The 24,130-nt window shown below is 69.7% G+C and carries 19 protein-coding genes; 11 read left to right on the top strand and 8 right to left on the bottom strand.

All coding sequences use genetic code 11. The features are described 5' to 3' along the window. Positions 1 to 584: 584 nt before the first annotated feature. The 5 genes from IZR01_RS03855 to IZR01_RS03835 all read right to left on the bottom strand — a co-directional run bounded on the left by IZR01_RS03855 (position 585) and on the right by IZR01_RS03835 (position 6,659). Positions 585 to 950, bottom strand: coding sequence for a hypothetical protein (locus IZR01_RS03855; RefSeq protein ID WP_194894597.1), 366 nt, complete (start codon positions 948 to 950; stop codon positions 585 to 587). A gap of 231 nt (positions 951 to 1,181) precedes the next feature. Further along, positions 1,182 to 2,438: an ATP-grasp domain-containing protein gene (locus tag IZR01_RS03850; protein WP_194894596.1), complete on the bottom strand. Its 1,257-nt coding sequence runs from the start codon at positions 2,436 to 2,438 to the stop codon at positions 1,182 to 1,184. Positions 2,439 to 2,499: 61 nt separating this feature from the next. Beyond that, positions 2,500 to 3,879, bottom strand: a complete 1,380-nt coding sequence (locus IZR01_RS03845; RefSeq protein WP_194922902.1) for a class I tRNA ligase family protein — start codon at positions 3,877 to 3,879, stop codon at positions 2,500 to 2,502. Between the two features lie 135 nt (positions 3,880 to 4,014). Next, positions 4,015 to 5,346, bottom strand: coding sequence for an MFS transporter (locus IZR01_RS03840; protein WP_194922901.1), 1,332 nt, complete (start codon positions 5,344 to 5,346; stop codon positions 4,015 to 4,017). Continuing rightward, on the bottom strand, positions 5,343 to 6,659 hold the full coding sequence (locus IZR01_RS03835; RefSeq protein WP_194922900.1) for an ATP-grasp domain-containing protein: 1,317 nt from the start codon (positions 6,657 to 6,659) through the stop codon (positions 5,343 to 5,345). The genes IZR01_RS03840 and IZR01_RS03835 overlap by 4 nt, the downstream gene beginning before the upstream one ends. 265 nt (positions 6,660 to 6,924) lie before the next feature. Between IZR01_RS03835 and IZR01_RS03830 the strand changes: the two genes are divergently transcribed. The 5 genes from IZR01_RS03830 (at position 6,925) to IZR01_RS03810 (ending at position 12,253) form a co-directional block, all read left to right on the top strand. Beyond that, positions 6,925 to 7,293, top strand: a complete 369-nt coding sequence (locus IZR01_RS03830) for a cupin domain-containing protein (RefSeq protein WP_194922899.1) — start codon at positions 6,925 to 6,927, stop codon at positions 7,291 to 7,293. A 59-nt stretch (positions 7,294 to 7,352) separates the two neighbouring features. Next, complete coding sequence (locus IZR01_RS03825) at positions 7,353 to 8,417, top strand: FAD-dependent oxidoreductase (RefSeq protein ID WP_194922898.1); 1,065 nt, start codon at positions 7,353 to 7,355, stop codon at positions 8,415 to 8,417. Between the two features lie 159 nt (positions 8,418 to 8,576). Continuing rightward, on the top strand, positions 8,577 to 9,848 hold the full coding sequence (locus tag IZR01_RS03820; protein WP_194922897.1) for a SidA/IucD/PvdA family monooxygenase: 1,272 nt from the start codon (positions 8,577 to 8,579) through the stop codon (positions 9,846 to 9,848). Further along, positions 9,845 to 10,885, top strand: a complete 1,041-nt coding sequence (locus IZR01_RS49995; RefSeq protein ID WP_228558886.1) for an avidin-fold protein — start codon at positions 9,845 to 9,847, stop codon at positions 10,883 to 10,885. Before IZR01_RS03820 ends, IZR01_RS49995 begins: the two co-directional genes overlap by 4 nt. A 3-nt stretch (positions 10,886 to 10,888) precedes the next feature. Then, entirely contained in the window at positions 10,889 to 12,253 is a 1,365-nt protein-coding gene (locus IZR01_RS03810; RefSeq protein WP_194922896.1) for a hypothetical protein, read from the top strand. A 31-nt stretch (positions 12,254 to 12,284) separates the two neighbouring features. Here IZR01_RS03810 and IZR01_RS03805 read toward each other — a convergent pair whose 3' ends face one another. Further along, entirely contained in the window at positions 12,285 to 13,454 is a 1,170-nt protein-coding gene (locus tag IZR01_RS03805; RefSeq protein WP_194922895.1) for a sensor histidine kinase, read from the bottom strand. Between the two features lie 4 nt (positions 13,455 to 13,458). After that, complete coding sequence (locus IZR01_RS03800) at positions 13,459 to 14,121, bottom strand: response regulator transcription factor (RefSeq protein WP_194894599.1); 663 nt, start codon at positions 14,119 to 14,121, stop codon at positions 13,459 to 13,461. A 163-nt stretch (positions 14,122 to 14,284) separates the two neighbouring features. On the opposite strand from IZR01_RS03800, the gene IZR01_RS03795 reads away from it, so the two are divergent. Beyond that, the gene (locus tag IZR01_RS03795; protein ID WP_194922894.1) at positions 14,285 to 16,342 is read left to right on the top strand and encodes a S53 family peptidase; all 2,058 of its coding nucleotides are present in this window, start codon (positions 14,285 to 14,287) and stop codon (positions 16,340 to 16,342) included. 118 nt (positions 16,343 to 16,460) lie between these two features. Here IZR01_RS03795 and IZR01_RS03790 read toward each other — a convergent pair whose 3' ends face one another. Beyond that, positions 16,461 to 16,655, bottom strand: a complete 195-nt coding sequence (locus IZR01_RS03790; protein ID WP_194894586.1) for a thiomuracin/GE37468 family thiazolyl RiPP peptide — start codon at positions 16,653 to 16,655, stop codon at positions 16,461 to 16,463. A gap of 240 nt (positions 16,656 to 16,895) precedes the next feature. Between IZR01_RS03790 and IZR01_RS03785 the strand changes: the two genes are divergently transcribed. From IZR01_RS03785 to IZR01_RS03765, 5 genes are read left to right on the top strand one after another with little or no spacing between them, the layout of a single operon-like run. After that, positions 16,896 to 17,891, top strand: coding sequence for a hypothetical protein (locus tag IZR01_RS03785; RefSeq protein ID WP_194922893.1), 996 nt, complete (start codon positions 16,896 to 16,898; stop codon positions 17,889 to 17,891). Next, on the top strand, positions 17,885 to 19,228 hold the full coding sequence (locus IZR01_RS03780) for a nitroreductase family protein (protein WP_194922892.1): 1,344 nt from the start codon (positions 17,885 to 17,887) through the stop codon (positions 19,226 to 19,228). The genes IZR01_RS03785 and IZR01_RS03780 overlap by 7 nt, the downstream gene beginning before the upstream one ends. Positions 19,229 to 19,240: 12 nt before the next feature. Then, entirely contained in the window at positions 19,241 to 21,892 is a 2,652-nt protein-coding gene (locus tag IZR01_RS03775) for a lantibiotic dehydratase (protein ID WP_194922891.1), read from the top strand. Between the two features lies 1 nt (position 21,893). Next, positions 21,894 to 22,922, top strand: a complete 1,029-nt coding sequence (locus IZR01_RS03770; protein ID WP_194922890.1) for a lantibiotic dehydratase C-terminal domain-containing protein — start codon at positions 21,894 to 21,896, stop codon at positions 22,920 to 22,922. Beyond that, a complete protein-coding gene (locus IZR01_RS03765) occupies positions 22,919 to 24,130 on the top strand; it encodes a thiopeptide maturation pyridine synthase (protein ID WP_194922889.1) in 1,212 nt (403 codons plus the stop codon). Before IZR01_RS03770 ends, IZR01_RS03765 begins: the two co-directional genes overlap by 4 nt.

Genomic DNA, 24,130 nt, shown 5'->3' with positions numbered 1-24,130 from the left:
GGTTTGGAACCACCCCGGCAAGGACGGTCCCGAAGGGCCACAAAACCTTCATCTCCCGTGGAACACCACATCACGAAGCAACTACCTACACATCAGCTCCGATCCATGTTCGTGACACACTTGATCTTGCTCTTGATCTTCAGCTCTTGATCTTGCCTGTGCCGTTGATCTTGCTCTTGATCTGGGCCTTTGCCCTTGTTCTGACTTACTGGAGTTGGAGAGGCCTGAGGTCCGGCAGGGTTGTGAACGCGAGAACCGGCAGCCGACAAACACACCGACCGACCCGAACCCCGAACCGGCACAACTATGACCGAAGGCCGTAAAAAAATCGCCTTTCAACCCACACACCAACCGCAACCCGGCCCGCAAACTGCAACCCCCAAGAAAGTTCCGAACCCGAACACCCCAAACCGACCCTCGACCGCGCTACCGCATCCCGCCGGCAATCCAGCGAAACCGCCACACCGACAACCTCCGCCCAGGCCAAGTCATCACCAGGGCAAACGTTGCCTGACACGGCAGTAGTCCGCCGGCGCCGGCCCCGGGCGGTCAACCCCGGGGCCGCGCCTACATCGGTCTGGACTCTAATTGAACGCCGCGAAAGTACACGCCGCTACCGCAACCCTCGAATTCACGCCGAGGCCCGACATCGTGAACACGCAGTGGCCGTAGGCAGCCGAGGCATTGATCACCGCCGCGACAGCCGTCGTGACGCAGACCAATTTTGTCGAAGTGGTGAGTTCATCGAAGTTGTACAGCACTGAATAGCAACCCGTGGCGTCGCCATCGGGCGTCACCACGGCCTCCGCCGATGCGCTGGCCGAAACCGAGGTCGCGGCGACGGTGCTGGCCGATGCGGTGGACGCCATCGCCACGCCTCCACCGACCAGGGTGAGCGCGGTCAATGCGGTGGCAGCGCCGAAGCGGCGGACGGAGAGTGAATTCTTCACCTGGTGCTCCTCTTTCCCGTGTGGGTCCTCATCGTCGGGAAGTAGCCGCCGAAGCCACTTCGCAGTGGGCAAAGTGGCCTTGGGCGCCGATGTTTCCCGTCGGATCGATCTTCATGGAGAACATCCGGCCACACCAAGGAATCCGTACGAGTCCGGACTGTCGATCAGGTACTGCTGCCGCCACGCCGGCAGTCATCAGAGCCTTGATCTCTCAGGAGGCGGCGCCGCGCCTCAGTCCAGAATGATCTGCGCCTCCAACTCCTTCAGCTTCGCGAAGTCGGCCTCGACCGCGTCCAGGTCCGGGTCGGCGAAGACCACCCAGCCGAAGGCGTCGAACAGGCCGGTCGAGGCCGGGACGACGTCGCCGGTGCCGTAGGGGATGTGCTTGCAGTCGAACGTCGGCAGGCCGTCCACCTGGTCGAACAGGTCGCCGTTGCGCCAGGTGCCGGAGCGGGGGGCGGTGAGGAAGGCCGCGCGGACGTGGCGCAGCCAGTCGTAGCCGGGCTTGAACTCGCCGTCCACCAGGTGCCGGACGGTGCGCTGGATCTGGGCGTCGCCGGTGGCCAGGCGGGTGACCATCTGGTGGCCGCCGCCGGCCGGGCGGGCGCCGATCTCCACCAGGCGCGGGCCGGCGGCGGTGAGCATGACCTCGACGTGCGCGCTGAAGTTGCGGATCCCCACCGCCTTGGCCACCTGCTGGGCGAAGGCGAACAGCTCCGGGACCTCCGGGGAGTCCGGCGGCAGGAAGTCCACCCGCTCGTAGATGCCGGTGCGGCCGTGGTCTGCTTTGTCGTAGCGGACCGCCTTGGTGTAGCGGCAGACGTCCACCAGGCCGTACTCGCCGTCGACCGCGTAGAGGTCGACGATGTATTCGACGCCCTCGGCGAACTCCTGCAACAGGACCGTGGTGTTCACCTGGTTGGTGATGTTGGTGTGGCCGAGGATCGCCTCGAACGGCGTGCGCAGGTCGCCGCCGGCCTCGACGAAGTGCACCGAGTCGGTGGCGCAGCTGTTTGTGGGCTTGAGCACCAGCTTGGACCCGCCCAGCCCCTCCTGCTCGATCCAGGCGGCGGCCTGCTCGACGCTCTCGGCGCGGAACTGCTTGAGCGTGGGGATGCCCGCGGCGGCCACCGCCTGGCCCATGTCCCACTTGTCGCGGCGGGCCAGGATCAGCGCCGGGTCGTTCGCCAGGTCCGGGGTGACCTCGGCGGCCAGGTGCTCGGCCAGCAGCACCCCGAACTCGCTGCCCGGGATCACGGCCAGCGGGTCGAACTGCCGCAGGTGCTCGGCCAGCACGTGGCGGCCCCGTTCGGTCCCGTTCCAGACCAGGATGTGCTCGAAGTTCTCCGGGAACCAGCCGGAGAGCACGGCCGCGGGCGTGTCCAGCATGCTCATGACGGCGATCGCCCGCACCCCGCGCTCGGCGAAGGCGGGGGCCAGTTCCTGCCCGGTGGACAGCGGGTCGACGATGACGATGTTCCGTTCCATGCTCCCACTACGCTTTCTTCAGAGCCTTCTTCAGGATTGGTCTTGGCGGGTTCGAACCCACTCAGTGCTCTGTGCCAGTGATGCAGGACATCAGCACCCTGGCCGACTCCCCACCCGAGGGGTACGCGGCCAGCGCGCAGCGCACCGCCAGCGGCGGGTCGAAGGACTCCAGCCGCAGCGCGCGCAGCCCGCGCTCGGCATCCAGCTCGGCCAACGGGGAACCGGCCCGGTATGCACCGGCCGCACTGCCGTCCAGCACCGCGCCGAGGTGCTCTTTGAACGCCTCGAAGGAAGCCGTGGTGAAGTCGGTCCCGTGGTGGTCGGGCCGGTCCCAGGCCAGATAGGCCCGCACCACGGCCGGGTCCTCGGCGGCCAGGAACTCATCGGCCCAGATGGCGTGGTCCCGGCTGGTGGAGAACTTCAGGCCGTCGAGCCGGTAGAACTGGTTGGAGATGATCCCGGCGTGTTTGGCGGGCGAGACGCCGGCGGCGGCCAGCACGGCCGGGACCAACACCGCGTTGTAGAAGGAGTTGTCCATCCCGAGGAAGTGCCAGACCTCTGAGATCGCCTCCCAGGCCGCGGCGCAGGCGGCCGGGGACGCCTGGACCCCGGGTCGAAGATGCCGCGCGATCGTGTAAAGGTAGCCGAGCCCGAGTTCACACCAGACGTCGATCCGCAGCTGTGCGCCCGAGGATCCCCGCCACGGCAGGCCCCAGTCGGTCTCGTACGCCATCGGGATCTCCGGCAGCCCGGCCCGAAGGTAGTGGTCCAGCACCTGCCGCACCCAAGCCGGAAGCTGCTCGGTCAGCCACGCCTCACGCAGCGGCTCGCGCAGGTCCTCCAGGATCAGCACCGGGAGCACCGCCGTGGTGAACTCGGCCGGGGCATCGCAGCAGCTTGATATCGGGTCCACCAGATTGAGCGCGGAGGTGAAACCGCCGCAGCCCTCGCAACAGCCGCCGGCCGCGCCCTCGCCGCAGATCCCGCAGGACCCGGTGACGCGGACGTGGTGCAGCGTCCGCTTGCACGCCGAGCACAGCGCGACCGGGGTCTCCTTCTCCTGCACGGCGCCCGAGGCGAGCAGTCCGGTCAGCAACTCGGGCACGGCGGCCCGGTAATCGGCGTCGGTGGTGGGATCGCTGAACAGGTCGAAGTCGAATCCGGCCAGCTCCATGGCCCGGTGGATCCGGTCGCCGAAGACCTTGAGCATGTCCGGCACGGGCATGCCCAGCTGGTCGGCGCGCGCCAGGGAGTAGTTCTGGTGCGGGTCCAGCCCGCAGAAGTACACGACGTCCTCACCGGCCGCCCGGGCCGCGCGCGCGGCGAGATCGGCGGCGAGGAACGGCCCGGACAGATGGCCGACGTGCAGCGGGCCGTTCGGCGTGGGCTGCGGGGAGATGACGAGCTTGACGCCGGTCCGGGCCGGGACAGAGTACTGCACCGCGAACACCTTTCTCAGAGCCGGTATTTAGAATCCGGTGTTTGGAATCAGGGTCTTGCCGACGGCGAGGGCGGGCCGTTCAACTGTTCAGGCGATCAGGCCGGGGGCGGCCCCGGTGTTCAACTGTTCGAGCGGTCAGGCCGGGACGGTCTCGGTGTCGTCCGTCGCCGAGGCGGCCGGCGCGGTGACCTGCGAAGTGGTCTCCGCAGAAGTAGTCTCCGAAGAAGTGGTCTCCGAAGTAGTCGGCGGAACAGCCTCGGACTCGCGCATCCCGACGTAGCCGATCGCGATGCCGACCGCCGCGATGGCCCCGGTCCACCACCACACCTGCTGGTGCGTCGTGTTCCACAGGGCGACGCCGATCGCCGGGCCCACCGCCTGGCCGAGCCCGAAGACCGACTGCATCGTGCCCAGATAGCGACCGGTCCCGCCCTCCGGCGCGACCCGGGCCGGCCAGGAGAACACGCTGGGGCCGCCCACCATCTCCCCGAGGGTCACCATCAGCATGGCGATCCACAGCATCGGCACCCCGCCGGGCAGTCCGAAGCCGACCATGCCGGCGCCGAGCAGCACGAAGCCGGTCATCACCGCCGCCTTCGGCGGCCAGTTCTGGACGAACTTGGTGATCAAGAGCTCGAAGGCGATGACCAGTCCGGCGTTCAGGCTGAACAGGGAGCTGTAGACGATGGTCCCGTGCCCGGCGTGCCGGACCGACAGCGGCAGCACCGCCATCATCTGGACGTAGATCACGGCGTTGACGAAGACCATCACCAGGTAATAGACGAAGCGCCGGTCCTGGAAGGCCATCCGGTACCCGGTCTTGGGCCGCTTCGCGGCCGGCCGGTCGCCGCGCGCCGCGTCCCGGGGCAGCACACCCAGCGCGATCAGACCGAAGACCAGCGAGGTCGCGCCGTCGATCCAGAAGATCAGGTTCCAGGACACCTGGATCAGCCACACCGCCAGCAGCGGGCCGCCGGTGGACCCGACGTTGGACGCGGCACGGTTGAACGCCATGACCATGGTCTGCCGGGCTTTGGGCGTGTTGGCCGCCAGGATCGCGGCGGTGGCCGGCCGGTAGGACACGCCGATCGCCCCGGTGAAGAACAGCACCACCAGGATCACCGGATACACCGACACCAGGCTGACCGACGCCACCAGCACCGAGCCGGCCAGCATCGAGGCGGCGATGGTCAGGCGCGGCCCGAAGCGGTCGGCCAGGCCGCCGCCGCCGAACAGGCCGACCACGGAACCCGCGCCGTAGACGGTCAGCGCCACCCCGGCCTCGGTCGCGCTGAACCCGCGATGGACGAGGTAGAGCACCATGAACGCCTGGAGGAACGCGCCGAGGCGGTTGACGAACACACCGATCAGCAGCACCCGGACAACAAGTGGCACGCCGCGCAATGTCTCCAGGACACCGACGGCGGCCTCTTCGGCGGCCGACTCGGCCGGCGGGCTGGTGCTCATCGAGCGGCCTCGATACTCGGTTCCCCGGTGCTGGGCTCCATCGTGATCGCCTTCTGCGCGGCGTCCAAAGCCGAGACGCACTCGTCGGCGGTGTCGGCGACGGCGATGGCGTGGGCCACCCGGCTCAGCCAGGCCACGCCCCGCGGCGGCAGCTTGACCTCGGTCATCGGGTCCACCAGGACCTGGGCCTGCTCGATCGCGGCGGGCAGCGCGTCCCGGTCGATGTCCACGCGGGCGAGCACGCCGTCTTGCTCCGGGTAGTAGAACCGGATCGCGGCGACCCGGCGTGCAGAGTCGGTCAGCTCCGGTTCGCGGCCACACGCGACGTCGGCGGCGATCCGGTTGACGTCGATCCCGCCGGCCAGCAGGGCCAGCAGCGGGATGTGGCCGCCGGCCAGCCGGGCGTTGATCTCGACCACCTTGTAGCCCGCGGCGGTGCGGCGCAGCTCGGTGTGGGTGACGCCGGTGTGGAACCCCACCGCGCGGTGCGCCGCGGCCACCAGGGCGGCCAGGTCGGCGTCGGTGCGCAGCGGATCGGCGGCGTCCACGACGTGTCCGACCTCTTCGAAGGCCGGCGCGAAGCCGAGCTGCTTGCGCGCGACCGCGAGGACGGCCACCCGGCCGTCGAAACAGGCCGCCTCCACGCTGATCTCCGGACCGTCGAGGTACTCCTCGACCAGCACGGACTCCTCGTACTTCGCCTTCTCCTCGGCCAGTTCGATCCCGGCGGCCGCGTGGAAGGCCGCCGCGATGTCCTCGGCCCGGTCCACCCGGACCACGCCGAAGCTCGCGGCCAGGTTGCGGGGCTTGACCACGACCGGGAAACCCAGCCCGGTGGCGGCCCGCACGGCGTCCTGGGCGCTGCCCACCGCGATCGAGCGGGCCTGCGGGACGCCGGCCGCGTCCAGCGCCTGCCGGGTCGCGTGCTTGTCCCGGCACCGGGCCACCGCCTCGGCCCCGGACGTGGGCAGGCCCAGGCCCTCGGCCAGCGCCGCGGTGTCGATGATCCGGGACTCGTCGTAGCTCAGCACGCCCTCGATTCCCCGGCCGTGCTCGGCCCGCAGCCGCTCGTGGAGCTCGCGGGCCGCGCCGAGCATCGCTTCGGCGTCGAGTGTGTCAACGTGCGTAGATCCGACGATATAAGGCTTCTGCCAGGTCACCGCCGAGTCGCGGCCGGCGCCGCCGACGAACAGCCAGACCCGGTAGTGCGGGGCCAGGGCCTGGTGGAACGGCTCCCGGAACAGGGCTCCCAGGCTCGATACGACGATGACGAACGGCCGGTCTTCCGGCGCGGCCAGTGCGGGATCTGCCATGACTTCGCGCGCTCTCCTCGCTGTGTCAGCGGCCCAGATCGTAGACCGAGGGACCGGAACATATCAGGGGTCTCGGGTACGGCACCACTATGCGCCGGCGGGCCGCGAAATGTCGGAGATTCAATGAATACTCGTAGTCATATCCCCGATACACATAGATACCGATATCAGAACCCTGGATCACTGATTAAGAGTGCTGCTAGCATCTCGCCTCACCGGAGGGATCCTTCGGCGGGGGGAAGGTCACGGGCGAAGGGGGCACTACATGCACGTCTTCAATCGATCCACCGCACAGGCCAGCACGACCGGAGCAGTCCAGGTCATCAGGTGGGAGCAGTTCCAGGGCGCCGACCAGCTGCCTTTCGGCGGAATGTGGTACTCGGTGGCCCCGGGGGGCTCCAGTGCCAAGGACCAGCACCCCGATGTCGAGCTCTCCCTGGTGCTCGGCGGCGTCGCCGAGGTCGAGGCGGCGGACGGCACGATCACCGCGGTTCCGGCCGGCTCCGGCTTCCTTCTGGCGAGCAACGAGTCGCACATCGTCCACAACAGCTCGCCGGACACCCCGGTGGTGGTTTTCAGCGCTTACTGGATGCCCGACGGGGACCCCGACAATACCGGGACGCGAGAACGGTAGGGGTATAGACCAATGAGCCCTGAGACAAATCCTTTATTCCTTTCCCAATGCGTTGATCCATGAGCGCGCGGGTCTGTGTGATCGGCGCGGGCCTGGCCGGCGCCGCACTGGCCTGGCGACTGGCTTGTTCGCGCTGTTCCGGGACCGAGATAACCCTTGTCGGCGATTCCTCCGAAGGCCGGCGCGACGCCAGCCGGACCTCCGGCGGGCTGGTCCGCGCCTTCGACGTCGACCCCTGGCACCGCGGCAACGCCGAGGCCGGCCTGGCCGAGTTGCTGGCCGATCCGCTGCTGCGCAAATGGGCCGGATACCGCCGGGCCGGATCCACCTACATCCTGGACACCAGCCGGCCCGACCAGCTGGCGGCGCTGGCCGCGGCCCGGGCCATGGCCGGCGTCCGGATCGCCGAGGCCGCGGAATTGGCCGCCGAAGGCTGGCGCGGCCTGCCCGACCACGCTGTCGCAGCGTTCGAACACGAGGCGGGCTACATCTCGCCGCACGAGTTCCGCAAGGCGCTGACCGTCGACTTCGCGGTCAGATCCGGCAGCGTCCTGCTCGCGGGCCCCGTTGTGGACCTGGAGCGGACGCATAGCGGCGGCTCGTGGAACGTGCGGACGCCGGACGGCGGCTCGCGGGAGTACGACGTCGTCGTGCTCGCGACCGGCGCCTGGACCCCGGCCCTGCTGCACCGGCAGGGCTGGCGGGCGGCCGGGCTGACCACCAAGGCGATCCAGTACACGCTCGTCGAGGTCGCCGGCCACCGGCCGGCGCCGTTCATCGACGAGACCAGCGGGCTGTTCGGACGGCCCGCCGCGGACGGTGTGATGCTCCTGGGCGTCCCCACCGAATCCTGGGGGGTGGACCCGGATCGGCTCGACACCGACCCGGAACTCACCGACCGGGCCCTGCACCTGGCGGCCGAACGGCTTCCGGGCCTGACCCCGACCGCGCGCCTGCGCACGGTCGTGGCCGCCGACTGTTACGGCGACCGCGCCGGGCTCACCCTGGAGCCGGTGGCGGCGGCCGGGGGCGGGGTCTTCACCTTCTCGGCCGGGTCTGGTGGCTCGGCCAAGACCGTTCTGCCCGCGAGCACACACGCGGCGGAACAACTCCTGCACGGGTAACCATCCACCAAGTACGCACGCGCCGAAAGTCCTCACGGCGCGAGCGACGCACGTCCCGCGCAACCACATCCACAACACGCACGCGGCCGAACGTGTCACCTTCGCGTACCCGGCCCGCGGCGCGGCAACGTCTTTCCAACTGATGAGGAGAACCACGTCGTGTCCGAAAACACTCCTGTTTTTCACGTGGCGGCCATCGGCGCCGGGCCGAGCAACCTGAGCCTGGCCGCGCTCTACCAGGCTTCCACCCAGGACCGCAGCATGGTCCTGTTCGACCGACAGCCCGGACCGTCCTGGCACGCCGCCCTGCTGCACCCGGGCGTGGACATGCAGACCTCCTGGCTCAAGGACCTGGTCACGGTGGTCGACCCGACCCACCGGCTCAGCTTCCTGAATTACCTGGTGACCTCGGGCCGCTTCTACGCCCTGAACAACTCCCAGTTCGACAGCCTGCCCCGGCGCGAGTACCAGCGCTATCTGGGCTGGGCCGCGGGCCAGATCGACAACCTGCACTTCGGCGTGGACATCGACGAGATCTCACTGGGCGCCGACGGCTTCCAGCTCAGCTCGGCCGGCGTCCCCCGCTCCTTGTCCGAGCACGTGGTGGTCGGTGTCGGCACCCGGCCGGCGATCCCGGCGCAGCTGTCCGGGCTGCCCGAGGACCGGGTGTTCATCGCCGACAAGCTGGTGCACCGACTGCCGGAGATGGCGGTCGACAAGACCGTGCCGGTGGCGGTGCTCGGCGGCGGCCAGACCGGCTGCGAGGCCGTGCTGCGGCTGATCGGCGAGGGCTTCACCGACGTCCGCTGGATCGGGCGCGGGCAGTGGTTCCGCACCATCGACGACTCCCCGATCGCGAACGAGTTCTACCGTCCCGAACACCAGCAGTTCCTCCAGGGGCTGACGCTGTCCAGCCGGGAGAAGCTCGTGCGCGGCCAGCGCTCCACCGGCGACGCGCTGACCCCGGGTGGGATGCGCGCGGTCTACCAGGCGAACTACCACGCGCTGCTGGAGACCGGGAGCTTCGCCGCGAACATCATGGTCGGGCACGACGTCGTGGGCGCCACGGCCGAGGACGACCGGGTCGTGCTGCGCTGCGAGACCTCCGAACAGCACCCTGAGATACCCGTCGCCTACGCGGTGGTGGCGATGGGCCGCGAGCGCACGCCGATCCCGTTCGACGACGAACTGCGCGAGCGCGTGGACTTCGACGACAACGGCGAGGTGATCGTCGAGTCCGACTACTCGATCCGGTGGAAGGGCAGCAACGGCCACCGGATCTACGCGCTCAACCGGGCGCGCTTCAGCCACGGCATCCCGGACGCGAACCTGACGCTGCTGCCGGTGCGCTCGGCGCTGATCGTGAACTCGATGCTCGAACGCGAGGTCTACCGCCTCCCGAAGAACCTGTGCGCGGTGACGTGGGGATGAACATGCACGAGCAAGGCAGTGAGCACGGGCAAGGCGAAGAGCAGGAGCATGGCGAGGCCGGCTTCGCCTATGACGGCGTCCGGTTCCGGCCGGTCGAAGCAGGGCACGATCCCGGCGCACCGACCACCGTCGGGCTGTACCACAGCCGCGGGGACGAGCTGTGGGCCGAGTTCGCCGGCGGGAAGGTGCGCACCGGCCGCCTGGTCGGCGCCATCCGTCCGGACGGCACCATCGACGGCGCCTACTGCCAGGTCTCGATGGACGGGCGGAGCGCGGCCGGCACGCTGGTGAGCGTCCCGGATCGGCTGCCCGACGGCCGGATCCGGCTGCACGAGCACTGGCGGCGCGCCGACGGTTCCAGCGGCGTCTCGGTGATCGAGCAGATCGACGCCCCCGGCGGCGGACCGTTGTCCTCGGCACAGTTGGGGTATCTCAGGGATGAGATTTACCGCCAGCTGCGGACCCACCTCGGAACAGCCGACGTCCTGGCGGCCACGCGGTGCGCGACTCGGTTGCTCGACCAATGCCTGGACGGCCGGATCCCGAGCGAGCTCACGGTCCAGGTCGCGCACGACGGGGACGCGGCCGGGACGTACACGCTGGCGTTCGTCCGAGCCATGCAGCTGATCACGGCTCGGGTCCACGACGAGACCTTCGTCCTGCGCGCGGTGACGGGAGTCATGCGCACGGTGACGGGGCGCCGGGCCGAACCGCCGTCCCGGACGGTGGCGGACAACATCGAGCGCGCCTCGCAGGTGCTGGGTCTGCACGAGGACCCCTGGTGCGAACTGGTGAACGCGCAGGATGACCGGGTGGGCGAAGGCGTTGACGCCGTCATCACCGCCTCGACCGCCGAGGCCCATCAGGGCCCTGAAAGCCAGCAGGTCCCGTTCTTCTCGATCGGTACGGACACATCCGGCGCGCCCCACGCACACCGGCCCGTGCTCGCCGATCTGCTGAAGTTCGAGTCCGAGGAACCACACGACGCGCGGACCGGAACGGCGGTCAGCGGTCTCGACGAGGAAGAGGATCGCTGATCCATGGCAGGGGACGAACTTAGCGCCGCCTATCTGGACCTGGTACGGCGCAACGGGCACAAGCCCTCTGAACTACTCGGCCCGGTCGCCGCCGAGGCGAAGGAACTGGACGCGTTCGCCTCCGGCCGCTTCATGCCGTGCCCGCTGTTCCTCACCGCGCAGGAGAAGACCCGGCTGACCGAGGACCTGGTCAACCTGCGTACCGCTTTGGTCAGCCTGCCGGACCGGCTCTTCGGCGGGGACCTGGCGGCCTTCGCCCGCGCCGTGGGGATGACCGACACCCAGATCGACATGGCCTCGCGCGGCCGCGGCCCGGAGGTGACCCGGTTCGCCCGGGCCGATCTGCTGGCCGTGCCGGGCGGGTTCCAGGTCGTCGAGTTCAACATGGGCAGCACCGTCGGCGGGGTGGACATCGCCGAACTGGCGCGGGTGATGCTGGAGCACCCGACGCTGGCCGCCTTCGCCGCCGAACACGCGCTGGAGTACACCGACACCCGGGTCGAGGCGCTGCACACCTTGTTCGCCGAGACCGGAGTCGCGCGCGAGGGCGATCCGTTCATCGCGATCGTGGACTCCCCCGGCAGCTTCCCCTCCCTGGAGAAGTACCTGCACAGCGCCGCCGAGACCTGGGGCGAGCGCTACGGAATCCGCGCTGACGCCTGCCATTTGGGTGAACTGGAGTACGACGACGGTTCGGTCTGGCTGCGGGGGCAGCGGGTCGACGCGGTCTGGCGCGTGTTCATGCTGGAGAACCTGGTCTCGCGCCCGCACGAAGCCGCCGTGATGGCACCCCTGATGGACGCGGCGGAAAGGGGCGAAATCCAGATCTTCACCCCTTTGGACGCCGAGGTCTTCGGCAGCAAGAACGCGCTGGCGATGGTCGCGGACCAGGCCAACCGCCACCTGTTCAACACCGGGGAACAGGCCAGCCTGGACCGGCTGCTGCCGTGGACCAGGATCCTGACCGAGGGCGAGGGCACCCTGGACGACGGCGAGAAGGTGGACCTGGTCGAGTACGCGCTGAACAACCGGACCGGCCTGGTCCTGAAGCCGACGCTGATGCACGGCGGCATCGGCGTGGTGCTGGGAACAGACCCGCACGTCACCCAGGAATACTGGGAGGAACAGGTCCGCCAGGGCCTGGACGGCGCGCACATCATCCAACGGCTGGTGCCGCCCGCACCCGACTACTTCCCGACGGAGGACGGGGACATCGAGCCCTACTCGGTGATGTGGGGCACCTTCACCACCGCGCGGGGCTACGGCGGCACGTACGGCCGGGCCGTCGCCGACGCCACGAGCACGACCGGCGTCATCAGCCTCGCCAACGGCTCCCGGGCCGCCGCCGCCCTGCACGCCACCGGCTGAGCTGTGCGACACGCGACGAGCCGCCTCCTCATCACGAGCGAGGCGGCTCGTCGTCGGCGTCCTCGGGGCACAGGGGAAGGGCGACGTGCACCTCCAGCCCGCCTCCGGCCCGGGGCTCGGCACGCACGGTGCCGTGATGGGCCTGCACGACGACGCGCACGACCGACAAACCCAGGCCGGAGCCGCGGGGATGGTCGGTGCGGTCGTAATGCAGCCGGCGGAACGGTTCGAACAGGGCACTGACATCGGCCGGGTCGATCATCGAACCCGGATTCACGACGGACAGCCGCGCCCGGCCGTCCTCGCCGACCCCGACCCGGATCCGCACCCAGCCGCCTTCGGCCCGGTTGTAGCGGATCGCGTTGTCGACGAGGTTGTGCACCACCCGGGTCAGCAACGCCGCGTCGCCGGACAGCGGGGCCGCGACCAGTTCGGTAAGCAGCTCGACGCCCGCCGCTTGGGCGCTCTGAAGGTGCGCGGCCACGGCTTCCACCACCAGCCCGGCCAGGTCCACGTGGGCGGTGCGGTCGATGGTGGACTCGTCGTGCGCCAGCGCCAACAGGCTGTCCAGCAGCCGCTCCTGCGCGACGGCGATGGTCAGCAGCCGGGTCCCGAGCCGGCGGGCGTCCGGCGAGGCGTTCGGGGCGGTGGCCGCGACCTCCGCGACGGCGCGCGCCGTGGCCAGCGGGGTGCGCAGTTCGTGGGAGGCGTTGGCGACGAAGCGGCGCTGCCCGTCGAAGGAGCGCTCCAGCCGGCCCACCATCGCGTCGAAGGTGTCCGCGAGTTCCTTGAGTTCGTCGGCCGGACGCCGCAACGCGATCCGTTCGTGCAGATTGCGTTCGGCGATCCGGCGCGCGGTGGCGGTCACCGCACGGACCGGGTCCAGCACGCGTCCGGCCAGGAGCCAGCCCATGCAGGCGCTCAGTACCGCCAGGGTGAGCAGGGCCAGGCTGCCGAGGGTGATGATCGACGTTCCCACCCGGCCCCGCAGGTTGTAGGAACTCACCGCCACGCTCGTACTGCTTCGTGGGGCGGCCACGGTGTTCGCCGCGTTGAAGGGGGCGGCTCTGGCGACGGCCAGGAAGCTCGGCATCGAGGGCACGACGAGCAGATAGATGAGGACCAGCAGGATCAGTCCGGTCAGCATGGTCAAAGCGGTGTACCAGGATGCCAGCCGCAGCTGCATCGACGGGCGCCTCACGGGTTCACGGGATCCGGTAGCCGACGCCCTGGACCGTCTCGATCACCCACGGCACGCCGAGTTTGCGCCGCAGCCCGGTCATGGTCACGCGGACCACGTTGGTGAACGGGTCGGCGTTCTCGTCCCAGGCCTTGTCCAGCAGCCACTCGGTCGGGATCACCGCGCCGTCGGCGAGCAGCAGCTCCTCCAACACCGCGAACTCCTTGGGGGACAAGCGGATCGGCATGTCGTCCCGCGTCACCTCGCGGCGGGCCGGGTCCAGGCGCACGCCGGCCCGGGTGAGGACCGGAGGCGTCGCGGCCCGGGTGCCCCGGCCCAGTGCCCGCACCCGGGCCGCCAGTTCCGTGAAGGCGAAAGGTTTACCCAAGTAGTCGTCGGCGCCCAGCTCCAGGCCGGCCACCCGGTCCGGAACCGCCGAGGCCGCTGTCAGCATAAGGATGCGCAGGGTGCGCGGCTCGGCGGCGGACGTCCAGGCCCGGCAGACCTCGTCGCCGTGCACCGTCGGCAGATCGCGGTCCAGCACGGCCACGTCGTAGACGCCGAGCACCTGCCGGGCCAGCGCGGCCTTTCCGTCGTAGACCACGTCGACGGCGAACCCCCGGTCGCGCAGCCCCTCGGCGATCGTGTCGGCCAGCAGGGTCTCGTCCTCGACCACCAATACGCGCATGGAGACGATCCAAGTGCCCAAGCCTAAGAGCTTTGTAAGGACTCTGCTTAGAACTTGGCGACTACTATCCTTAGAACTTTGTAAGGACTCTGCTTGCGCCCGCGTAGCCACCCCGGGGCCAGTGTTGCCTTCGTCATCCCCCCGAAGCGGACGGAGCACCACTGTGCAGTTCGATCAACGTCGATGGGCATCGGCTGTGCTGGCCTGTGCCTGCACGGCCACCCTGACCATAAGCGGAGCCGGGACGGCGACCGCGGCGCAGTCCCGGGTCACCCTCACCGGGACCGGCTACCAGAGCGATTACGGGCTCACGGACCTGGGCCCGTCGGATCCCGGCATCGCGGTGACCGACAACCTCTTTCTCAACGTCCGCGACCCGGCCCTGGTGGCCGCCGAGGCCCGGGCGGTCTCGACGCCGGGGAGTCCGGACTACGGGCACTACCTCACCGCCGCGCAGACCCAGGCCCTGGACCAACTCACCCCGGGTCAGCTCGGCATCGTCGAGGACTGGCTGAAGGCGGCCGGGTTGACCGTCAGCGAGCCGAACTGGCGCACGCTGCGCGTGACCGGGACGATCGGCCAGTTGGAGAAGGCGTTCGACGTGGCGTTCCACAACTACGCCGATCCGGATCCCCAGGACCCTTATCACTGGCAGATACCCACGACGGACCTGTCCGTGCCCGCCGGCGTCTCCCCGTTGATCTTCTCCCCCAGCGACTCCCAGTTCTCGGTCCCGATAGCCGGCCAAAGCGGTACCGAGCACTCGGCGAACGGGGCCTCGGGCCAGAAGACCGGCACGGGGGTGAACCGTCCGGCGCGGCTGGGAGGCGCGTCGTACCCGAACACCGTCGCACCCGGCGCGTCCTCCGGCGGATCGCCCGGCGCGTCGTCCGACGATTCCTGCGGGGCGTATTGGGGCCAGAAGCAGTTCACTGACCTGCCCCCGGTGAACGGCAAGGCGCCCGACGAACCGCCCTGCGGCTATACGCCCGACCAGCTCCGCCACGTCTACGGTCTGGACAAGGCCGACCTGACCGGCAAGGGGCAGAACGTCGCCGTCATCACGCCGGCCATCGACACCCTGCAACAGGACGTCGACACTTGGGCGAAGAAGGTGGGCACGCAGCCGCTGCGCCCCGGTCAGCTGACCGTGGTGCCAACTCCCGACGGCTCCCCGGCCCCGACCCGGGCGACTGACGCCGGCGGCATGATCGAGAACACGCTGGACGTGGAGGCCGTGCACGGCATGGCCCCGGACGCGAACATCTTCTCCGTCGGCACGTCCGAAGCCGACTACGGCTCGATCCTCGACAGCCTCGTCTACACCCTCGATCACACCCCGGCCACGATCGTCTCGCTGTCCGTGGCGTTCGAGACGACGCCGGACCTGCAACGGGCGTACAACGCGGTGTACGAGGAAGGCGCGGTTCAGGGAGTCGGCTTCTACTACGCCAGCGGCGACGGCGGACACGACCCGGCGACCGGCAGCTACCTCAACCCCCAGGCCGGCGCCGAGTTCGTCACCGGGGTGGGCGGCACCTCGCTGGGCGTCGGCGCCGACAACTCTCGCGAGTGGGAGACCGGCTGGGGCGACTCGGCCGACCAGCTCAGCGCGGACGGCAAGTCCTGGCAGCCGATCGACGGCGGCATCGGCGGCGGCGCGGGCGGCGGCTGGATGGCCGGTCAGCCGCAGCCGTGGTACCAGCGCGGCGTGGTCTCCGACCAGGAGGCCACCGGCCCGGACGGCAAGCTCGACCGTGTCGGCCCCGACGTGGCGATGGACGCCGATGGCAGGACCGGGCTGCTGATCGGCGGCACCGCCGTCAACGCGATCACGGAACCGGACCCCGGCAAGTGGGTCTACACCGAGCGCCGCACGGGCGGCACCAGCTTGTCCACCCCGCTGTTCGCCGGCGTGCAGGCGCTCGCGCAGCAGGCCCGGGGCGGCAAGGCGATCGGCTTCGCCAACCCGCTGCTGTACCAGCTGTCCGGTGCCGGCGCCTTCCGCGACGTCACCACACTGACCGGCCCCGCGCCCGCCACAGCGGTCTACACCCAGGTCGGCCCCACCACCTGGAACTGGATCCTGTACCAGGTGCTCGGCACGATGCCCGTGACCCCGCCCAGCATGCAGACTCCGGCGACCGGACCGGGCTTCGACACCACGACCGGGCTCGGCACGCCGACCGGGCGGTATCTGTCGCTGATGCGTAAGCACTGAGATGCGTAGGCGCTGACGTCTTCTCGTATTCGTGTTCTTATGTTCGTGTTCTTGCGGTCACGCCCGCTTGCCCGCTCGCCGCTGCTGCGGCGAGCGGGCAAGCGGGTTCAGGCGCTGATCAGGAGCAGCTGCAGTTACAGCAGTTCGGCGGCGGGGCGCAGCAGTACGAGGCGCTGGCCTCGGTCATGCCGTGCCCGGTGGTCAGGGTCTCGCCCTGTTCGCCGGCGGTCAGCGCGTCCAGGTCCAGGCTCAACGCGCTGAGGTCTCCGAGCGCTTCGGTGAGCGAGGGAGCTTCGGGCTTGAACTCGTCCATCGAATTCCTCCTTGGCCGTTCCACCAGCTGACGACTGGCCTTTCGACCAGGCATCGCCGGTGGGGTGACGGGTTATCAGGGTGATGACCCGCGGCGGACGATACTTGAGAAATTCGAGCCGGGGAAGAGGGTGGACTAGACCAATTCGGGCTGCTAGCGTCGCCCGCTACTGGCCCGTTGGCAGCTGCTCGCCCTCCCGGAGGCATGGCTCTTGAACGCTCTCGAACCGCGTGGAGCGCCATGAAGCCGCGGCTGCTCCCGGACACCCGGTTGATCCCCTCCGAGCGGGGCGTCGTCATCTGCGGACCACGGCACACGGCGGCGGTGGGCGCGCCGGATCTGTACCCGTGGATCGAGCGGCTGCGCCCGTTCCTGGACGGCGGCCGCAGCCGCGAAGACCTGGTCGCGGGCCTGCCGCCGGAGGTCGCCAGGCAGGTGGACGGCGTGCTCGGGCTGCTGGTGCGGGAGGGCTTCGTGCGCGACGCCGCGGCGGACGAGGCGCACACGCTCAGTCCCGCGGTCCGGGAACGCCACGCGGCGATGATCGACTTCATCGAGCTTCAGAGCCCTGATTCCCCCGAGCGCCGGTTCGAGCGCTATCGGCGTAGCGCGCCGGTGGTCCTCGGGTCGGGACGGCTGGCCGGTGCCGTCGCCTTGGCGCTGTTGCAGACCGGGGTCGAGTTCGTACGCTTACATACACCGGGACCGGCGGCGGGCGAAGAAGCTTCGGCGCACGTCGATCGGCTCGTGGAGTGTGCGGCTACGGTGCTGCACGACGATCCCGAAGCCCGGTTTCAGCACTCTGACGGAGACACCGACCGCGAGCTCGACTCGGCGATAACCGGCGCCGGAGCGCTACTTTTCTGCGCGGATGCCGACGGAGCGGGCACCGTGGCGATGGCAGAGCGGATCGAGGCGCTGGCAAGACGTGCGGAGGCGCCGTATGGCCGGATCCTCGTGGCGAACGATCGCGCGTACATCAGCGTGGTCGGCGCGGTCAGTGCGGTCAGTGCGGTCGGGAAGGGGACGACCGCCGAGGCGACCGGCTTTGCCGACAGATCTTCACCTTCACCCGACGGCCGCATAAGCCCGTACCTGGCCGGACCGACCGCGGCGCTCGCGGCGCACCAACTCTGCCTGCACCTGCTCGGCTTCGCCGCCGGACTCGGCGAGGACGACGAAGGAGCCGAGCTCGATCTGGCGACGGCGCGCTTCGATCAGGTCCGGGCATGGTGACCGCCACGCCGTCCGCGTTCGCCGGCGACCGCGTGTGGGCCGACACCGTCGACTCGCGCCGCGCGATTCCCGCCTCGCTTCAGCACGCTGACGGCCATGACGCCGACGCGAGCGGAGCCTGGGCCGCCTCCTCGGCGTCGACCGACCGTCCCGAAGTCCGGATCGCCCTGCCGCCACCGGCACTGCGGCTCCCCCACGGCAGCGATCCGCACAGCAGCGATCCCGACGACAGCGACCCCCTTGGCATGTCCACGCTGCTCTACTACGCCGTCGGCCTGACCGGATACGACCCGCAGGCCGACCGATGGCCGCTGCACCGTGCGGTAGCCTCAGCCCGCTGCCTCTACCCCACCGAGTGTCAGGTGCTGTTGCCCCACGGCATATACCGCTATGACGCCGCGCACCACCACCTGCTGAGAACAGCCGAGCTCGACCCGGGCTCGGTGGCCCGGCTGCTCGACGACATCGGCGCCCACGCCGCGTTGGTGGTCACCTCGCGGCCCGAGCGGACGGCGCGACTCTATGGGGACTACGCGCCGCGCCTGTGTGCTCAGGAAGCAGGCATGACTGTCGGGGCACTGCACCTGACGGCCCTCGCTTCCGGTCTGGATGTCGAGATTCATCAGGATCCGGATACCCTGTCCGCGCTCTGCGATGGCTGGCTCGACGCTGACGTTGACGCTGACGTCGAGTACGCCATGGCCGGTCTCGCAGTGGCACCCCGGCCAGGCGATACTACGAGCGGGCAGGACTGGATCCCCTCGGAACTCGCGAGGATTGTCAGGGCACGCCATTCCGGCCCGCTGATCTTCGACCCCGGGCCCGAACCGGCTCCTCGCGCACTGCTCGATGACCTCGCCCTAGCGCTGGCTACCTCTCCGCTGCCGGACTGCTCCGCATACCTGTGCGTGAACCGCGTCTCGGAGACGCCCTGCGGCATCTACCGCACCACGCCCGGATGCGGTGGCTGGCAGCTGGTCGCCGAACGAGATGTCGTGCCCGGCCTTGAACGCATCGGCCAGACGGACGGCCGGGTCTCGCTGAACTTCCGTTCCGCCGCCGCGACCGTCTACCTGGCCGTTCCCCGCGCCCGAGCCGTCGAGGAGTACGGAGACGACGCCTTTCGCAGAGTGCATCTCGCGGCCGGCGCCGCCGCGCACCGGGTCACCATCGCCGCAGCCTGTCACGGCCTGGCCGCCCGCGTGCACAACGGGTACGACGCGGCCGCCGCACACCACGCGCTCGGCTTGTCCGACCCCGGGGAGACGGTCGTGTTCCAGCTGGCGATCGGCCGCGTCGGCAACCACGCGGGCCTGCGCCTGCCCGTGGTCTTCTGAGCGGCGATCGACATGTCACTCCATGCTGACCGGCACCCCGACGTAGGCATCGGGGTACGCGTGGCCGGCCTGTCCGCCGACGCACTCGACGCCTCTCGTCTGGTGCGGAGCACAGAGATCGCGGTCGGCATCGTCCGGCTGGACCGGGACATCGAGGAAGACGCCGCCGTGATCTCGGCCGAGCTGCATCAGCTGATCGGCGATCTGCCGACGCTGACGCGGGGGCATGTCCAGGCGCAGGCGCAGACCCAGGCGCTCAAACCGTCGCTGGTCGGACTGCGGCGCGCTGTGCATCGAGGCATCCGTATCAGGGCATTGCTCGACACCACGGGCATTCCGGAAGTGCTCGGCCCACAACTGGCAGAGCGGATCGAGCGGCACCTGAAGCTACGCGACGAGCGCGCGGAAGCCTTTCGCGAGCTCGAACGCGTGCGGGCCGACGAGCTGAGCCAAGCCGCCGTAGCGCTGGCGGATCTCCTGCACGACGAGGACTTCGCCTTCGGCGTCAGCTACGCGAGCCCCGACCTCTACGAGGACTCGAACCGCTGGGCCGGCCGACTGCGCGAGGGCTCCGGCCGCCGCGAACTGGACAAGGCAGGCGTCCGGCTGGCCAAGTACGCAGCGCGCGCCATGGCCAAGCCGAGCCCGCTGTCCACGTTCGCCGCCAGCGGGCTGGGGCGCTGGAGCGCTGCGCAGGAGTCGGAGACCGCCGAGCATCCGGCGGCGCGGCTGGAGCCGACGCAACGCGGACACACCGTCGAACTGAGCCTGCTCCCCCTGTCGCGAATCGCCGCGGCCCTCGCTCACCTTCCCGACTTCGACGCGGTCGCCCGCCTGCGGGTGAATCCGTTCACTGACACCGAATCGGCCGCGGGAGGCGATCGGCTGCTGTTCACAGCACCGGGCCCGGCGGGCTCGGTACGCTCACTCGCCCTCAACGACTCGCTCGCGGCTCTGTTACGCGCGACGCGCTCAGCCCGCACCCCGGCCGTTCTGAGCGCGACGCTGCGCGAGGCTGCTGGACAAGAGAATCCGGTGGACGCGGCTTCGGCGACAGTCCATCCGCTTGTTACACAGCTGATCTCGGCAGGGCTGCTAGAGCGCTTACTGCCGCTGCCCGACCAGGAACTTGATGCCGCGGCACTCGCCGCGTGGCTGGATGAGAACTCTCCGGTCGACGACCGTAGTGAGCGATTGGCCGGCGTGTTGGACGATCTGCACGCCATCGCGGCGGACCTCGAACGCTTTCCGCGTACCGCCCCTGCCGAGCATCGCGCGATCGCACGATCCCTGCATCGCAACACCGCCAGTGCGGCTCGGCGTATCGGGCTGATCGAATCAGATGACGAACTCGACCCGCGTGCCACCTTCTTCCACAACAGTGTGCTGGGTTCGGACGCCGCGGTACTCGATCAATCCGCCTGGCGAGACGTGGTGACGCACCTGTCCCTGGTGCCGCGTCTGCTGGCGCCGTTCGACACGCTCACTCCACGTCGCACCGCCCTGTACGAGCGCGCCGTCGCGGAGTCGGGCGCGGGATTCCGCCAGTCGCTCGTCTCGTTCGTGCGGAACTTTGGGTCTTGGTGGGAGGAGCAGGACAGCTATGAACCCATCCCGCGTGACGTCGAGCGGCAGGCCACGGTTCTGCGGCTCGTCGAACGGGGTCGCCTCGATCCCGAGTCCGTGCGGGATCTGACCGCCGACTGGATCGAACCGCCTGCCAGCCACGACCGGTACACGTGCTACGTCCAGTCGTTTCCCGATGGCGAAGGGCGGATCGGCGCCGTCCTCAATACTCTGGCTTGCGGCCGAGGTATCTGGCGCGCTCGGACGAACAGGCTGCTCCGAGTGGCTCAGCCCGGCGCCGAAGAGCGTATGGACGGACCGCTGTACGCCGAACTGGACGCCGGCTTCGCCAGCACCCTGAATCAACGCACGCCGGAGTTGCGATACGCGATCGACCTGGCGGCGAGTTGGAGCGGGCGCGACCGCGACGGCCGCATCAGCCCGAGCGACCTGATGGTAACCGCCGATCCGACCGGCCGGCAGCTTCGGCTGGAGAGCCGGTCGCTCGGCCGTGAGGTGCGGCCGATGCACCTCGGATTGCTCGCGACTCCGCTTCTGCCGATGCCCGCCCGGCTTCTGGTGGAGGCGTTCGGTCAGACCTCGTACTCCTTCTGGTCGGACTGGCCGCAGTTCTGGCCAGCGCAGGCCCAGGCTCCGGCAGCCCAATCGGGCGCGCCCAGCAGGCTGCCTCGGGTCACGCTGGGCTCGGTGGTGCTGCGCCGGGCCGCCTGGTTCCTGCCGCCCGGCACGGCGCCGACCCCCGACCCGGCGCACTCCGACGCCTCGTTCCTGGTCCAACTGCACGACTGGCGCGAACGGCATGCGGTGCCGATGCGCTGCTTCCTGCGCATGCTGACCGTGCGGACCCCTGGCGCGCTGCCCGGCGCGACGGTTCAGGACAAGGACCGCAAGCCGCTGTACGTCGACTTCTCACACCGGCATCTGGTGCGGGTGTTCGAGAGCGCCGTGGCCTCCGGGCGCCCTCTGCTGCTCACCGAGGCGCTGCCAGACCTCGCCGACGCGCCCGCCTACCCGTCGGGGAGCCGGCACGCGGCCGAGTTCGTCCTCGAGGTGGGCTCGTCCTGGGAAGGAGCCTGACGTGGACGAAGTGGATCAGTGGGTCGGCGTCCACGTCTACACGATGACTCCGCTCGACACGATCATCAGGGAACTACTTCCTGACCTGCTGTCCGACCTGCGGGGACAGGGCCTGATCGGGTCTTGGTTCTTCCTGCGGCACTGGGCCGACGGACCGCATCTGAGGGTTCGGCTTCGGCTCGCCGGGGCTGAGCACGACGAGCAAGTTCGTGCTCTGGTATCGGCGCACGTCACCGCGCTCTATTCGAGGATTCCCCCGTCGCGGCCGATGGCCGAGCAGGACTATGTCGAACTGGCGCGCCGGCTCACGGTGTGGGAGCCGGACGTCGAGGTGGGTGGGCTGGCTCCGAACGACAGCCATGCCTTCGTGCCCTACCGGCCTGAGCACGGCAAATACGGGTACGGATTCGCACTGCGCGCGGTCGAGGAACACTTCGGGGTGTGCAGCGAGCTCGCGCTGGCGGCCGTGTGCGAGGGCTGGGGCGAGCAGCAGCGCGGTGCGCACTGCTTCGCGCTGCTGGCCGGCGGTATCGCCACGCCACCGGCGGGCCCGGCTGTCAGCTCGGCGATCCAGGAGCTCTACCGGCGTCAGCGCGCCGCGTTGCTGCCGGTGGCCCGCGCCGCTCGCACCGCGCCGGACGTGCCGCCGGGGCCGGACCGCGATCCGGCCGGGCGCTGGCTCGATTCTGTCCGCACCGCCGGTGTCCACGCCGCGGATCCGAGCACGCTGGCCGCCGGCCTGGGCCATCTGGCCTGCAACCGGCTCGGCCTGCGGCTCGGCCAGGAGGCGGTGCTGCGCGGCCTGGCGAACTTGGCCGTGCGGGACTTGGCGGCGCGGGATGTCGCGGCGCATAGCTCGCTCGCGCAGGACTCGGCGGCGCGGGACCTGGCAGCGCATGGCTCGCTCGCGCAGGACCCAGCCGCGAAGAACCTGGCCGACGTAGCCGCGTCAAGCTCGACATCAAGCCCGGCAGCAAGCTCCCCGACCAGCTCCACCGATCGTGTCGAACCGGAACGAGGACTGTCATGACCCTGACACCAGCGTCGGCGGCCGGCGAATGGCGGGCGGCGCACATCGCCTACTTCGCCGAGGACCGGGACCGGCTGCTGCTCGATGCGATCCGGCCGACCATCGAGCGCTGCGTGCCGCACGTCGACTCCGTCTACGTCCTGCGGCACTGGCGACGCGGACCGCATCTGCGGCTCGTCGTGCACGCCGAGCCCGCGGTCTTCGACGACGTGGTCGGGCCCGCGGTGACCGAGCTCGTCGGCGGCTATCTGCGTGCGCATCCGTCCACCGCGCCGGAGCTCGACGTGGCGCGGGTGCTGCCCGCGCACCGCCGGCTCGCCGAACTCGAACGCGAGCCCGGGCCGCTCACGCCGTTCTACCAGGACAACACGATCACCTGGCACGAGCACGACCGCCGGATCGAGGTGCTGGGCTGCCCGGTCGGCGCCGACGAACTGGCCCTGTTCTACGCCAAGACCAACACCCACTTGTTCGAGCACCTCGAAGCGGTCGCGGCCGGCGCCGACCGGCAGGTACTGGCGCTGCGCCTGATGCTGGCCACGGCGCACGCCCTGTGCCGCCACCCCCAGGACCCGACGATCCGGCGTGGCTTCGTCTCGCTCCGCTCGCACGCCGAGGGCTACCTCAGCACCGTCCCGCCGACGGCACGCGACACGTTCGAACAGAACTACGCCGGCAACCGCGCCGCGCTGACCGGGCTGGTGCGATCGGTGGTCGATGTCCTCGACGCTGACGAGGCAGTGACGGAGCCCGAGGTAGAGACAGGGGCAGGAGCAGAGGCAGAAGCAGAAGCAGCCAGCGGCGGATCCTTCGAGCGCGGTTGGATAGCGGCCATCGAACCGCTCGGTGCCCGATGGGCCGCCCTCTACGAAGCCGGCGAGATCCCCGAAGCGAACATCCCGACGGACGCCGAGAACGGCATCGAGCCGATGCTGGAACGCAGCCCCCTGCACAAGGCCATCGCGGGCAACGTCGCCTACAAGGACATGATGTACCGCGATCCCCGCTTCCTGCGCTACCGGTTGATGCTCAACTACACCTACCTGCACCTCACGCGGCTCGGTGTTCCAGGCCTGACTCGCTATCTGCTCTGCCATCTCGCCGCCAACGCCGTCGAGGAGGTCTACGGCGTCAGCGCACTGGACCTGGTGCTGCGGACAGTGGCAGAAAATCCCAACCCCGTATCCGCGACCGCCGACCATGCATGA

Source organism: Catenulispora pinisilvae, assembly GCF_015356865.1.
GTDB classification, from domain to species: Bacteria; Actinomycetota; Actinomycetes; order Streptomycetales; family Catenulisporaceae; genus Catenulispora; species Catenulispora pinisilvae.
The sequence above is the reverse complement of the archived record's forward strand: the minus strand, read 5'-3'. Positions and strand labels throughout refer to the sequence as shown.